11 protein-coding genes are annotated in these 13,534 nt (G+C 72.6%); 8 read left to right on the top strand and 3 right to left on the bottom strand.

The genetic code is table 11. The features are described from left to right. A partial coding sequence (locus ABZ914_RS33035) for a sensor histidine kinase (RefSeq protein WP_500198074.1) occupies positions 1-1,036 on the bottom strand: 1,036 nt, incomplete at its 3' end. 117 nt (positions 1,037-1,153) lie between these two features. Between ABZ914_RS33035 and ABZ914_RS33030 the strand changes: the two genes are divergently transcribed. Genes ABZ914_RS33030 through ABZ914_RS33015 form a run of 4 tightly spaced genes read left to right on the top strand, consistent with a single transcriptional unit; the run spans position 1,154 to position 3,762 of the window. Continuing rightward, complete coding sequence (locus tag ABZ914_RS33030; protein ID WP_500198073.1) at positions 1,154-2,074, top strand: ABC transporter ATP-binding protein; 921 nt, start codon at positions 1,154-1,156, stop codon at positions 2,072-2,074. Next, complete coding sequence (locus ABZ914_RS33025; RefSeq protein ID WP_500198071.1) at positions 2,071-2,925, top strand: ABC transporter permease; 855 nt, start codon at positions 2,071-2,073, stop codon at positions 2,923-2,925. The genes ABZ914_RS33030 and ABZ914_RS33025 overlap by 4 nt, the downstream gene beginning before the upstream one ends. Before the next feature lie 25 nt (positions 2,926-2,950). Next, positions 2,951-3,196, top strand: coding sequence for a helix-turn-helix transcriptional regulator (locus ABZ914_RS33020; protein ID WP_151600480.1), 246 nt, complete (start codon positions 2,951-2,953; stop codon positions 3,194-3,196). Beyond that, positions 3,196-3,762: a hypothetical protein gene (locus tag ABZ914_RS33015; protein ID WP_500198069.1), complete on the top strand. Its 567-nt coding sequence runs from the start codon at positions 3,196-3,198 to the stop codon at positions 3,760-3,762. The genes ABZ914_RS33020 and ABZ914_RS33015 overlap by 1 nt, the downstream gene beginning before the upstream one ends. Here the strand turns inward: ABZ914_RS33015 and glgP are convergent. Continuing rightward, a complete protein-coding gene (glgP, locus tag ABZ914_RS33010) occupies positions 3,759-6,404 on the bottom strand; it encodes an alpha-glucan family phosphorylase (RefSeq protein WP_500198067.1) in 2,646 nt (881 codons plus the stop codon). The two genes, ABZ914_RS33015 and glgP, sit on opposite strands and share 4 nt — an antisense overlap. A 55-nt stretch (positions 6,405-6,459) precedes the next feature. Beyond that, positions 6,460-6,987, bottom strand: a complete 528-nt coding sequence (locus ABZ914_RS33005) for a VanZ family protein (protein WP_500198066.1) — start codon at positions 6,985-6,987, stop codon at positions 6,460-6,462. 219 nt (positions 6,988-7,206) lie between these two features. Here ABZ914_RS33005 and ABZ914_RS33000 point away from each other — a divergent pair, with 219 nt between their 5' ends. The 4 genes from ABZ914_RS33000 to ABZ914_RS32985 all read left to right on the top strand — a co-directional run bounded on the left by ABZ914_RS33000 (position 7,207) and on the right by ABZ914_RS32985 (position 13,505). Beyond that, positions 7,207-9,225 carry an alpha-1,4-glucan--maltose-1-phosphate maltosyltransferase gene (locus ABZ914_RS33000; protein ID WP_500198065.1) on the top strand — a complete coding sequence of 673 codons (2,019 nt, stop codon included), beginning with the start codon at positions 7,207-7,209 and terminating at the stop codon, positions 9,223-9,225. 62 nt (positions 9,226-9,287) lie between these two features. Then, positions 9,288-11,078, top strand: coding sequence for a maltose alpha-D-glucosyltransferase (gene treS / locus ABZ914_RS32995; RefSeq protein ID WP_500198063.1), 1,791 nt, complete (start codon positions 9,288-9,290; stop codon positions 11,076-11,078). A 2-nt stretch (positions 11,079-11,080) separates the two neighbouring features. Beyond that, positions 11,081-12,538 (top strand): maltokinase N-terminal cap-like domain-containing protein, encoded by a 1,458-nt coding sequence (locus ABZ914_RS32990; RefSeq protein WP_500198061.1) that lies wholly within the window; start codon positions 11,081-11,083, stop codon positions 12,536-12,538. Between the two features lie 229 nt (positions 12,539-12,767). Beyond that, entirely contained in the window at positions 12,768-13,505 is a 738-nt protein-coding gene (locus ABZ914_RS32985) for an SDR family NAD(P)-dependent oxidoreductase (protein WP_500198059.1), read from the top strand. Positions 13,506-13,534 lie beyond the last annotated feature (29 nt).

Raw genomic sequence — 13,534 nt, 5'->3', positions numbered from 1 at the left:
CGCCGTCGTCCTCGACGAGGACGGTGACGTCGCCGTCGCCGTACCGGACGCGGACGACGGCGGCCGAGGCGCCGGAGTGCCGGGTGACGTTGGTGAGGGCCTCCTGGACGATCCGGTACGCGGCGTGGTCGGCGTCCGGGGGCAGGGGGCGGGGCGCGCCCTCGGTCTCGGTGCGGACGGTGAGGCCGGCGGCGGTGGTGCCGGCGGCGAGCTCGTCCAGCCGGGCGAGGCCGGGCGGGGCGTCTGGCAGGGGGGCGTCGACCTGGCGCAGCACGCCGAGCGTGGCGCGCAGCTCGCGGAGGCTGTCCTTGCTGGCGTCCTTGATGGCGGTGAGGGCCTCCCCGGCCCGGCCGGGCTCGCGTTGCAGGACGTGGAGCGCGGCGGTGGCCTGGACGTGGATCAGCGAGATGTTGTGGCCGAGCGCGTCGTGCAGCTCGCGGGCGATGCGGAGCCGCTCCTCGACGGCGCGGCGGCTGGCCTCCGCCTCGCGGGAGCGTTCGGCGGCGGCGAGGCGGCGTTCGGCCTCGCGCAGGTAGGCGCGCCGGTTGCGGGCGAAGCCGCCGATGGCGATGACGGCGACGAACCAGCCGGCGAGCAGGAAGCTCGCGGCGTCGGCGAGGTGGTTGACCTGGTCGGCGTCGTTGCCGTAGAGGGTGGCGCCCATCGCGACGGCGGCGAGCGCGGACGCCGAGGCGAGGTGCCCTTCGGCCGCCGCGGTGTAGAGCGCGATGACGAAGGTCATGATGATCGGGCCGTCGGGCGCGGTGAGCGGGTAGTAGAGGGCACAGGCGACGAAGGTGACGGCCGCCACGGTGCGGGGGCGGCTGCGGCGGAAGGCCAGCGCGCCGCAGGCGACGGCCAGTAGCGCCCACCCGTAGAGCGGCAGGGCGCCGCGATGGAGCCCGTAGTTCGCGATCAGCGCGATCACGGCGAGGACGGCGAAGCAGGCGGCGCCCAGCAGCGCGTCGGCGCGGCGGCCGCGCGGCCACCGGAGCGCGGACGCGGCGCGGTACCGGGCGAGGGCTGGTGCGCGCACGGCCCCATCCTGCCAGGTGCGGTGTCTTGCGACCTTGCGACGAGATGTAGTACTTCTACTATCAACAGATGCAGGGTTACATCGAACGATCGAAGTTCCCGTACGGAGGAGGTGGGCATGACCGGTCCGGTGATCCGGACGCGCGACCTGCGGATGCGCTACGGCCGCACCGAGGTGCTGCGCGGCGTCGACCTGGAGGTCGGGGCGGGCGAGGTGGCGGCGCTGCTCGGCCCGAACGGCGCGGGCAAGACCACCACGATCGAGATCCTGGAGGGGTTCAGGCGCCGCTCGTCCGGGGAGGTGCGGGTGCTCGGCGCCGACCCCGGCACGGCCGGCGCGGCGTGGCGGGCGCGGCTCGGGATCGTCCTGCAGGACTGGCAGGACCATCCGCGCTGGGGCGTCCGGCAGCTGCTGGCGCACATCGCGGCGTTCTACGACCGGCCGCGCGACCCCGACGAGCTGCTGGAGGCCATGGGGCTGGCGGAGCAGGCCGCGCTGCCGGCGGCGCGGCTGTCGGGCGGGCAGCGCCGCCGCCTGGACGTCGCGCTCGGCATCGTCGGCCGGCCGGAGGTGCTGTTCCTGGACGAGCCGACCGCCGGGTTCGACCCGCGGGCGCGCAGCGACTTCCACGAGCTGGTCGAGCGGCTCGCCCGCGAGGACGGCATGACGATCCTGCTGACCACGCACGACCTGGCGGAGGCCGAGCGGCTCGCGGACCGCATCGCGATCCTGGTGCGGGGCGAGGTCACGGTGAGCGGCACCCCGTCCGCGCTGGCGTCGGTCGTGCAGGCGGCGTCGGAGGTGCGGTGGGTGGAGGACGGCGCGCCCCGCGCCGAGCGGACGCCGGACCCGTCGCGGCTGGCGTACGAGCTGCACCGGCGGTTCGGCGGTCCGGTGCCGGGGCTGGAGATCCGGCGGCCGACGCTGGAGCAGAGCTACCTGAACCTGGTCGGCGGCGCCGAGTCCGCCGCGGCCGGAGCGGGCGCGGGCGCGGCCGGAGCGAGCGCGGGCGCGGGCGCGGAGAGGACGGCGGCGTGAACACCAGGACGATCCGGATGGGGGTCCGGCGCGGCTGGGCCGAGCACGTGCACTCGCTGAGGAACCGGCGCGAGCTGCTGACCGGCGTCGTCGGGACCGTAGGCGTCTTCGTGCTGATGGTGCGCTGGCAGGGCGGCCACGACGCGCAGGGCACGCACGTGTCGGAGGGGCTGCTGCTCGCGGCGGGGTTCGTCGCGTTCTGCGTGTTCTCGACCGGGCTGATGAACCTCGCCATGATGATCGCCGCGGACCGGGAGGAGGGCACGCTGCTGCGGCTGCGGACGGTCCCGGGCGGCGTCGCCGCCTACGTCGTCGGGCGGGCCGTCTCGGTGCTGCTGCAGATCGTCATGTACGTGGTGCTGATGCTGGTCGCGGGCATGGCGCTGGCGGGCCTGGACCTGCCGTCCGACCCCGGGCGGTGGCTGACGCTGCTGTGGGTGGTGGCGCTCGGCACCCTCGCGGTCGTGCCGTTCGGCGCCGCGCTCGGCACGCTGCTGCCGGGGCCGCGCAACGCCGCGAGCATCCTGTCCCTTCCGGTGATGGGCCTGATGGTCATCTCCGGGGTGCTGTTCCCGGTGATGTCGCTGCCGGAGCCGGTGCGGTGGGTCGCGCAGGCGTTCCCGCTGTACTGGGAGGGCCTCGGGCTGCGGTCGGCGTTCCTGCCGGACGCGATGCTCGCCGGGGAGATCGGCGGGAGCTGGCGCCCGCTGGAGACCGCGGGGATGCTCGGCGCGTGGGCCGCCGCGGGCCTGCTGGTCGCGCCGTGGCTGCTGCTGCGGGCGGCGCGCCGGGAGTCGGGGGCGCGGCTGGCCGCCCGCCGGGAGCGCCGGGCCGCCCAGGGCGCGTTCTGACCTCCGGGTGCGGGAGACTGGGCCGGTGGCGGACGGCAAGGCGGACAAGGAGCACGTCCACAACCGGATCGCGGTGCTGCGTGCCGAGCGCGGCGTGTCGCGCCGGGAGCTGGCGACGGCGCTGGGCGTCCACTACCAGACGATCGGCTACCTGGAGCGCGGCGAGTACAGCCCGAGCCTGCACCTCGCGCTGCGGATCGCCGCGTTCTTCGAGGTGCCGGTCGAGGTCGTGTTCTCGCTGACGCCGTTCCCGCGGCTGGGAAGCACGTGATGACGCCCGAGGGAGGGAAGCCCGGAATGTGGGAACGGTGGACGCGCCGCCGGGAGGAGGTGCTGCAGTCCGACCTGCTGCCGTCCTGGTACGCGACGCGGCGCCGGCGGCGGGCGCTCGCCGCCGCCGGGCTCGCGGGCCTCGCCATGATCTGGGCCGGGACGGTCGTGTCGTGGAACCTCGCGCCCAGCGACACCGCCATGTGGACGACGATCGGCCTGCTGGTCGTGTCGGTGGCGACCACGATCCCGGTGGTCGCCGCGCTGAACATCGCGACGCGCGGGACGACGTCGCTGGCGGAGAGCCGGCTGGACGAGCGGCAGGTCGCTGACCGGCTGCGCGCCTTCACCGTCGCGCACCGGGTCATGCTCGCGGTGCTCGTGGCCGTCGTGGTCGGGGTGCTGGCCGCCGACACCGACCACGTCCCGATGGCGGCCGTCGTGGTCGGTGTCGTCGCGCTGTTCGAGACGCACATGCTGCTGCCCGTGCTCGTCGCCGGGTGGCGGATGCCGGACCCGCCGCCCGACGACGAGGACGAGGACGAGGCGGACGAGGCGGACGGCTAGCGCAGGTCGCCGTTCGTCATGCCGTGCGGCGCCGGCGGCAGCGCGACGAGCCCCATCTCCGCCCGCGTGGACAGCATCGGGTGGCTCGGGACGACCCGGACGCCGTACCCGAACGCGCCGCTGCGGCCGAGCGGGACCTCGCCGGTGTAGCGCAGCCGCCCGTCGCCCGCCGGTTCGGCGCCGCCCAGCTCCAGGTAGGACGGGTCGATCAGCGCGTCGGAGTCGTCCACCCGGCCGTAGGCGGCCTCGACGGCGACGTCGTCGGGGTCGAGGCCGCCGAGCGCGACGACGGCCTTCACCGTCAGCAGCGCCCCGACCTGCGGGCTCTCCCCGCCGTTGGACTCGACGTGCTCGACGGTGACGCCCGGCCACGCCTTGGCGACCCGCTGCTTCCAGCCGGCCAGCGCGCGCGCACCGGCGTACTTGTCGGCGACCATCTCCCGCTCGGACTCGGCCGCCGGGGTGTAGAGGTCCAGGACGTAGTCGCGGAGCATCCGGCCGGCCAGCACCTTCGGGCCGAGGGTGGCGATGGTGTGCTTGACCATCTCCAGCCAGCGGCGCGGCAGCCCGGACGAGTCGCGGTCGTAGAAGGTGACCGAGACGTGGTCCTCGATCAGCTCGTACAGCGCGCCGGCCTCCAGCTCGTCGCGCCGGTCGGGGCTCGCGAGGCCGTCGGCGGACGGGATCGCCCAGCCGTTCTGCCCGTCGTACCACTCGTCCCACCAGCCGTCCCGGATGGACAGGTTCAGCCCGCCGTTGAGGGCCGCCTTCATCCCGGACGTGCCGCACGCCTCCAGCGGGCGCAGCGGGTTGTTCATCCACACGTCGCAGCCCTGCACCATGAGCCGCCCGAGCGCCATGTCGTAGTCGGGCAGGAACACGATGCGGTGCCGGACGTCCTCCTCGCCGGAGAACCGGACGATCTCCTGGATGAGCCGCTTGCCGCCCTCGTCGGCGGGGTGCGCCTTCCCGGCGATGACGATCTGCACCGGCCGGTCCGGGTCCAGCAGGATGCGGCGCAGCCGGTCCGGGTCGCTCATCATCAGCGTGAGCCGCTTGTAGGACGGGACGCGCCGCGCGAACCCGATGGTCAGCACGTTCGGGTCGAGGGCGTCGTCGATCCAGGACGTCTCGGCCTCGCTGGCGCCGCGCTGCCTCCACGACTCGCGGAGCCGGCGCCGCGCGTCGAGCACGAGCCGTTCGCGGAGCAGGCCGCGGATCCGCCAGATCTCGCTCTCCGGGACGTCGCGGACCTCCTCCCAGCCGCGCCCGGACGCCATCAGCGCCGGGATCTCGCGGGCGGCGAGGTCGAGGACCTCCCGCGCCACCCACGTGCCGGCGTGGACGCCGTTGGTGATGGACCCGATCGGGACCTCGGCGGTGTCGAAGCCGCCCCACAGGCCGCCGAACATCTCGCGGCTGACCTCGCCGTGCAGCTCGCTGACGCCGTTGACGCGCTGCGCCAGCCGCATCCCCATGACGGCCATGTTGAACACGGTGCGGTCGCCGCCGGGGTAGTCCTCGGCGCCGAGCGCGAGGACGCGTTCGACGGGGACGTGCGGGTCCTCGTTGGCGCCGCCGAAGTACCGGGCGACCAGCTCGCGCGGGAACCGGTCGATCCCGGCGGGCACCGGGGTGTGCGTGGTGAACACCGTGCCCGCGCGGGTCGCCTCCAGGGCCTCGTCGAACGTCAGCGCGTGCTCGGACACGAGCTCGCGGATGCGTTCCAGGCCGAGGAACCCGGCGTGCCCCTCGTTGGTGTGGAACACCTCGGGCGCGGGGTGGCCGGTGATGCGGCAGTACGCGCGGATGGCGCGGACGCCGCCGATGCCGAGCAGCATCTCCTGCAGCAGCCGGTGGTCGCCGCCGCCGCCGTAGAGCCGGTCGGTGACGTCGCGGGCGGCGGGGTCGTTGTCCTCGACGTCGGAGTCCAGCAGCAGCTGCGGGACGCGGCCGACCTTGGCCAGCCACACCTGCGCGTGCAGTTCGTGGCCGCCGGCCCCGGTTTCGGCGCCGCCGGCGCCGTTGCCGCGCCCCGCCCCGCCCCGGGGCAGGCCGATCGCGACGCGGACCGGGGTCCCGTCGGCCTCGCGCAGCAGGGTCAGCGGCAGCCCGTTCGGGTCAATCGGCGGGTAGCGCTCCAGCTGCCAGCCGTCCGGCGACAGCGACTGGGAGAAGTACCCGTGCCGGTACAGCAGCCCGACCGCGATGATCGGCACGCCGAGGTCGCTGGCGGTCTTGAGGTGGTCGCCGGCCAGGATGCCGAGGCCGCCGGAGTACTGCGGCAGGGCCGCGGTGATGCCGTACTCGGGCGAGAAGTAGGCGATGGACGAGGGCGCGCCGGCCAGCGACTGGTACCAGCGCGGTGCGGTCAGGTACTCGTGCAGGTCCTCGGCCGTGTCCTGGAGCCGGCGCAGGAAGCGCCGGTCCTCGGCGAGCTGCGCCAGCCGTTCGGGCGCGACCTCGCCGAGCAGCCGGACCGGGTCGTGGTGGACGGCCTCCCACAGCGCAGGGTCCACGGCGCGGAACAGGTCCAGCGTCTCGTGGTGCCACGACCAGCGCAGATTGAGGACGAGCTCCTCGAGCTGCCGGAGCGGCTCTGGAAGGACGGTGCGGACCGTGAATCGTCGGATTGCCTTCACGCAACGTCACGCTATGCAATGCGATGCGATGACGCGACAGCCGGGAGGGGTTTCGTCACTTCGCGGATCGGTCGGCGGCGAGCGCGCGGACGCGCAGGAACCCCGACGCCGCAAGGGCTCCCGCGGCCACGCCGATCGAGTTGTACGCCATGTCACCGGGATCGCACTCGCGACCCGGATCAAGAGTTTGCAGGAATTCGACCAGAACGAACCCCGCCGAGAACATCGCGGGCGCCGCCACCGGACGGCGGGACACCAGCACCCCCAGGAAACCCAAAGGTACCCATAAGGCAACATTCATGACGTCCTCCAAGCCGCGCGACCCGAAGATGCGCAGCGACCACGCGATGTCGGACACCGGGGTCGCGACGCAGTGCTCCAGCCGCCCGCCCGCGCCCGGCGCGACGGTCGCCGGCAGCGTGATCGCCAGCACGAGGCCCGTCCAGGCCAGCAGCGCCCGCGCGGGCAGCGGCGGCCACCCCGTCCGCCGCGCGACGGGGCGCCACAGCAGGGCCACCGCCCCCGCGATCAGCGCCCACAGCACCAGCGGGCGCACCAGCTCCATCGGCACGTGATCGGGCACGCCGGTTCAACGATCCGCCGCGCCGCCGGGTTCGCGTCCCGGGGCGGCCCGCGGTCAAGATCCGCCCAACGGCGGCCCAGCGATCCCGGAACGCTCGTCACGGCCGGTGGCGGAGCGTCGCCTGGAACGTCGCGCAAAGTTATCGGCGACTCGATGACAGGTGGCGCCGCTTCCCGGGCATGGACGTTTCGGAAGTCTCGAACGGGTAGGGGATGCCATATGCAGGTCGAGTCCGGAACCTCCACGCTCACCGGTATTCCGAGGCTCGGGCGGATCCCGATCCTGGACGTGGCGCCGGTGGTGGGGGGCGGCCGGTGGCCGGCGAAGGCCGTGGTGGGCGAGACCATCGAGGTGTCGGCGACGGTGTTCCGCGAGGGGCACGAGATGCTCGGCGCGGCGGTGGTGCTGCGCTCGCCGGACGGCATGGAGCAGCCGGGCGAGCGGATGTCCGAGGTCGGTGTCGGGCTGGACCGGTGGGCGGCGCGGGTGACGCCGGACCGGATGGGCCAGTGGTCCTTCCGGGTGGAGGCGTGGGGCGACCCGATCGCGCACTGGTGGCACGACACGCAGATCAAGGTCCCCCGCGGCCAGGACGTCGAGCTGATGCTCGCCGAAGGCGCGCGGCTGTTCGCCCGCGCCGCGGAGGCGCTGCCGAGCAAGGACCGCCCGACCCTGACCCGGCTGGCGGCGTGCCTGGGCGACGAGACGATCCCGGTCGCCGACCGGATGGAGGCGGCGGCCGATCCCGACGTGGCGGAGGTGCTGGAGCGGCATCCGTTGCGGGATCTGCTGACGGTGTCGGACTGGTACCCGCTGGTGGTGCACCGGCAACGCGCCCTGTACGGCGCCTGGTATGAGTTCTTCCCTCGCTCCGAAGGCGCCACCCACGACCCCATGGGACGCCGCGGCCCCATCTCCGGAACGTTCCGCACCGCCATGAAACGCCTGCCCGCCATCGCCGACATGGGCTTCGACATCGTCTACCTCCCCCCCATCCACCCCATCGGCACCACCCACCGCAAAGGACCTAACAACACCCTGGACGCCGGCCCGTATGACCCCGGCTCACCCTGGGCCATCGGCTCCCCCGACGGCGGCCACGACGCCATCCACCCCGACCTCGGCACGATCGCCGACTTCGACGCCTTCGTCGCCTACGCCTCCGACCACGGCCTGGAAATCGCCCTGGACCTGGCCCTGCAATGCTCCCCCGACCACCCCTGGGTCACCCAGCACCCCGAATGGTTCACCACCCGCGCCGACGGCACCATCGCCCACGCCGAGAACCCGCCCAAGAAATACCAGGACATCTACCCCCTCAACTTCGACAACGACCCCGACGGCCTCTACACCGAGGTCAAACGCATCATCCACCACTGGATCGACCACGGCGTACGGATCTTCCGCGTCGACAACCCCCACACCAAACCCGTCGACTTCTGGGAACGCCTCCTGGCCGACATCGCCACCACCCACCCCGACGTCCTCTTCCTCGCCGAAGCCTTCACCCGCCCCGCGATGATGCACACCCTGGCCAAAATCGGCTTCCACCAGTCCTACACCTACTTCACCTGGCGCAACTCCGCCGACGAACTCACCGACTACTTCACCGAACTCACCGGCGACACCGCCGCCTACATGCGCCCCAACGCCTTCACCAACACCCCCGACATCCTCAACGAATACCTCCAACACGGCGGCCGCCCCGCTTTTGAGATCCGCGCCGTCCTCGCCGCACTGCTCTCCCCCACCTGGGGCATCTACTCCGGCTACGAACTCTGCGAGAACACCCCCGTCCGCCCCGGCAGCGAGGAATACCGCGACTCCGAGAAATACCAGTACCGCCCCCGCGACTGGGAAGCCGCCGACCGCGACAACACCACCATCGCCCCCCTCATCACCCAGCTCAACACCCTCCGCAACGCCCACCCAGCACTCCAACTGCTGCGCAATCTGCGCTTCCACTACATCGACCAGCCGGAACTGCTCGCGTTCTCCAAACGGCACATGGACGACGTGGTCCTGGCGATCGTCAATCTGAACCCGCACCAGCCGCGCGAGGCGACGGTCCACCTCGACCTCACCGCACTCGGCCTTCCCGACGACCCCGACCGGCCCTTCACCGTCCACGACGAACTGGACGGCGCGACGTACACGTGGCGTAAGGCCAATTACGTCTACCTGGACCCGCACCTTCGACCGGCGCACATCTTCACGTTCCGGAGCAGCGAGAGTTGAGCGGACCGAACGAACCACAGCCTCCCTCCCCGACGCCCGGCCCGACGCCTGGCCCCGGCCCGGTGCCCAGGGACGAGCCCGTCCCCGAGATCCCCCCGGACGCGGCCCCGGCGGCGTCCGAGCCCGTCCCCGATGCGTTCAGCCCCGAGACGCCGCGCGATCCGCACTGGTTCAAGACGGCCGTCTTCTACGAGGTGTCGGTGCGCGGATTCGCCGATTCCAACAATGACGGTTACGGCGATCTGCGCGGCCTCATCTCCAAGCTCGACCATCTGGAATGGCTCGGGGTCGACTGCCTGTGGCTGCTGCCGATCTACCAGTCACCGCTGAAAGACGGCGGCTACGACATCTCCGAATACACCCGGATCCTGCCCGACTTCGGGGAGCTCGGCGATTTCGTGGAACTGATCGAGCAGGCGCACGCGCGGGGAATCCGCGTCATCGCGGACCTCGTCATGAACCACACCAGCGACCAGCATTCCTGGTTCCAGGCGTCGCGGACGGATCCGGACGGGCCGTTCGGTGACTTCTACATGTGGAACGACACCGACGACAAATACCCCGAAGCCCGCATCATCTTCGTCGACACCGAGTCCTCCAACTGGACCTACGACCCCGTCCGCGGCCAGTACTACTGGCACCGCTTCTTCTCCCACCAACCCGACCTCAACTACGACAACCCCGCCGTCCAGGACGCCATGCTCGAAGTCCTGCGGTTCTGGCTCGACCTAGGCATCGACGGATTCCGCCTCGACGCCGTCCCCTACCTGTACGCCCGCGAAGGCACCAACTGCGAGAACCTCCCCGAAACCCACGCCTACCTCAAACGCGTCCGCGCCGAGGTCGACCGCCTCTACCCCGACCGCGTCCTGCTCGCCGAAGCCAACCAATGGCCCGCCGACGTCGTCGAGTACTTCGGCGACCCCGGCGCCGGCGGCGACGAATGCCACATGGCCTTCCACTTCCCCGTCATGCCCCGCATCTTCATGGCCGTCCGCCGCGAACAGCGCTACCCCATCTCCGAGATCATGGCCCAGACCCCCAAGATCCCCGAATCCTGCCAATGGGGCATCTTCCTGCGCAACCACGACGAACTCACCCTGGAGATGGTCACCGACGAAGAACGCGACTACATGTACACCGAATACGCCAAAGACCCCCGCATGAAAGCCAACATCGGCATCCGCCGCCGCCTGGCACCCCTCCTGGACAACGACCGCAACCAGTTGGAGTTGTTCACCGCCCTCCTCCTCTCCCTGCCCGGCTCACCCGTCCTGTACTACGGCGACGAAATCGGCATGGGCGACAACATCTGGCTCGGCGACCGCGACGCCGTCCGCACCCCCATGCAATGGACCCCCGACCGCAACGCCGGCTTCTCCCAATGCGACCCCGCACGCCTCTACCTGCCCGTCATCATGGACCCCATCTACGGCTACCAGGCCGTCAACGTCGAAGCCCAGGTCAACAACCCCGGATCACTCCTGCACTGGACCCGCAAGATGATCGAGATCCGGCAGCGCCACCCCGTCTTCGGCGTCGGCACCTACGTCGAACTGTCCGCCTCCAACCCCTCCGTCCTCGCCTTCACCCGCGAGATCGGGAACGGGGACACCAACCAGTGGGGCGGCACCGACACGGTCCTGTGCGTGAACAACCTGTCGCGCTTCCCGCAGCCGGTGGAGCTGGACCTGCGGCGGTTCCGCGGTTCGACGCCGATCGAGTGCATGGGCGGCGTGCAGTTCCCCGCCATCGGCGAACTGCCCTACCTGCTCACCCTCCCCGGCCACGGCTTCTACTGGTTCCTGCTGCCGCCCCCGCCCGACGAGCCGGGCGACGAGAGGGTGGTGTAGCCGTGCCCGGCGGTCCAGGCCAAGGAGGAGACCCGTCCCTCGTCCGGCTGCTGGCCGGCTGGCTGCCCCGGCAGCGCTGGTTCGGCGGCAAGGACAGCCCCATCGAGGACCTGTCGATCGGCACCGCGACCGAGCTGCGGACCGGGGAGCCGGGGCTGCACCACCTCGTCCTCGACGTCCGCCAGAACGGCGCCACCGAGCACTACCAGGTCCTGCTCGGCGTCCGCCGCGACCTGCCCGAGCGCCTGCGCCCCCACGAGATCGGCCTGCTCGCCGGGGCGACCGGGATCACCGGCCACGCCTACGACGCCGCCCACGACCCCGAGCTGACCCGGCCGCTGCTCGCCCACATGGCGGGCGAGTCCGTCATCGGGCCGCTGCGCTTCCGGCGCGCGCCCGGCACCGGCATCCGCACCGACCTGGACGGCGCGCCGTCCACCGCCGAGCAGAGCAACACCTCGCTCGTCTTCGGCGACGCGTACATGTGCAAGCTGTTCCGCAAGCTCGCGCCCGGCGTGAACCCCGACCTGGAGGTCAACCTCGCGCTGACCCGCGCCGGCTGCGAGCACGTCCCCGCCGTGCACGGCTGGATCGAACTGGCACCCGGCGGTGACGGCACCGGCGGCGGCGAACCCGTCACGCTCGCGCTGCTGTCGGAGTACCTGCGCAGCGCGACCGACGGCTGGCAGCTCGCGCTCACCAGCGTCCGCGACTGGTTCGCCCAGCCCTTACCGCCCGGCCCGCCCGACGCGCAGGCCGCGCTCACCACCGACGACCCGGGCGCGGCGGGCGGCGACTTCGCCGCCGAGGCCGAGCGGCTCGGCGCCGCGACCGCGCAGGTGCACAGCGACCTCGCCCGCGCGTTCGGCGTGACGACCGTGCCCGCCGAGCGGCTGCGCGCGCTGGCCGCCGGGATGAACGACCAGCTCGACGCGGTCGCCGAGGCCGTCCCGCAGCTGCGCCCGCACGCCCCCGCCATCCGCGCCGCGTTCGGCGAGGTCGCGGCGGCGGCCGGGGGGCTGCAGTTCCAGCGGGTGCACGGGGACTACCACCTCGGCCAGGTGATGCGCACCGACACCGGCTGGGTGCTGCTGGACTTCGAGGGCGAGCCGGCGCGGGCGCCCGCGGAGCGGCGCGCGCCCGCGCACCCGCTCCGCGACGTCGCCGGGATGCTGCGCTCGTTCGAGTACGCGGCGCGGTTCCTGATCGCCTCGGACGGGAACCTCGCGCCGGGCACGGCGGACATGCTGGAGCAGCGCGCCCGCGCCTGGGCGGAGCGGAACCGGAACGCGTTCTGCGCCGGGTACGCGGCGGCGGGCGGCCCCGACCCGGCCGCGCACGCGGCGCTGGTGCGGGCGTTCGAGTTCGACAAGGCGGTCTACGAGATCCGGTACGAGGCGCGGAACCGGCCGTCCTGGCTGCCGGTCCCGCTGCGCTCGCTGGAGCACCTCGCCGGCTGACGCGCGGTGGCCTTGTCGAGGGCGGCGCCCGAGCTCCAGTCGGCGATGTGGACGAACCGCGCCTCGGCCGGCACCGCGCGGTCGTCACAAGTGGGCGTGCTACCCGATCTCAGCTACCGGCAACTGCGAGTCGATCGAGGCGGAGACGCCGGTGGGGCGCCGGAGGGCCGTTCGGAGCACCGAACGGCGCCGATCGCGGCCCCGCCTGCCTGAGCCGGAGGGATGCGTCATGAGCAGCACGTTGGACGGGAAGGTCGTCCTGGTCACGGGGGCCTCGTCGGGCATCGGCGAGGCGACCGCGCTGGCCCTGTCGGCCGAGGGGGCCGCCGTCGCGGCGGGCGCCCGGCGCGCCGACCGGCTGGCGGCCCTGGCGGGCAAGGCGCCCGGCGAGGTGCTGGCCCTGGACCTGGACGTGACCGACGAGGCGTCGGTCCGCGCCGCGGTCGCGGCGACCGTCGACCGGTTCGGCGGCCTGGACGTCCTGGTCAACAACGCGGGGGTGATGCTCAACGGCCCGGTCGCGAGCGCGGACACCGCCGACTGGAGGCGCATGGTCGAGACCAACCTGCTCGGGTCGATGTACGCGGTCCACGCGGCGCTGCCGCACCTGCTGGAGCGCAGGGGCACCGTCGTGCAGGTCTCCTCGACCTCGGGGCGGACCGCCACGGCCACCGCCGGCGCCTACGCCGCCACCAAGTTCGGCGTCAACGCCTTCGCCGAGGCGCTGCGGCAGGAGGTCACCGCGCAGGGCGTGCGCGTCGTGCTGGTCGAACCGGGCTTCGTCGCCACCGAACTGGTCGACCACATCGCCGACCCCGGGCACCGGGCGCTCGCGCGGGAGATGGCGGCCTCCATGCGGACCCTCCAGCCCGGGGACATCGCGGACGCCGTCGTCTACGCGGTCACCCAGCCCGAGCACGTCGCGGTCAACGAACTCCTCATCCGCCCGACCGACCAGACCCAGTAGCGGCGGGCCGGGCTCCGCACCGAGCCCGG

This window comes from Spirillospora sp. NPDC046719, from assembly GCF_040645715.1.
Lineage (GTDB): Bacteria > Actinomycetota > Actinomycetes > Streptosporangiales > Streptosporangiaceae > Spirillospora.
Note: the sequence above shows the minus strand (reverse complement) of the source record. Positions and strands in the feature narration are given on the sequence as shown.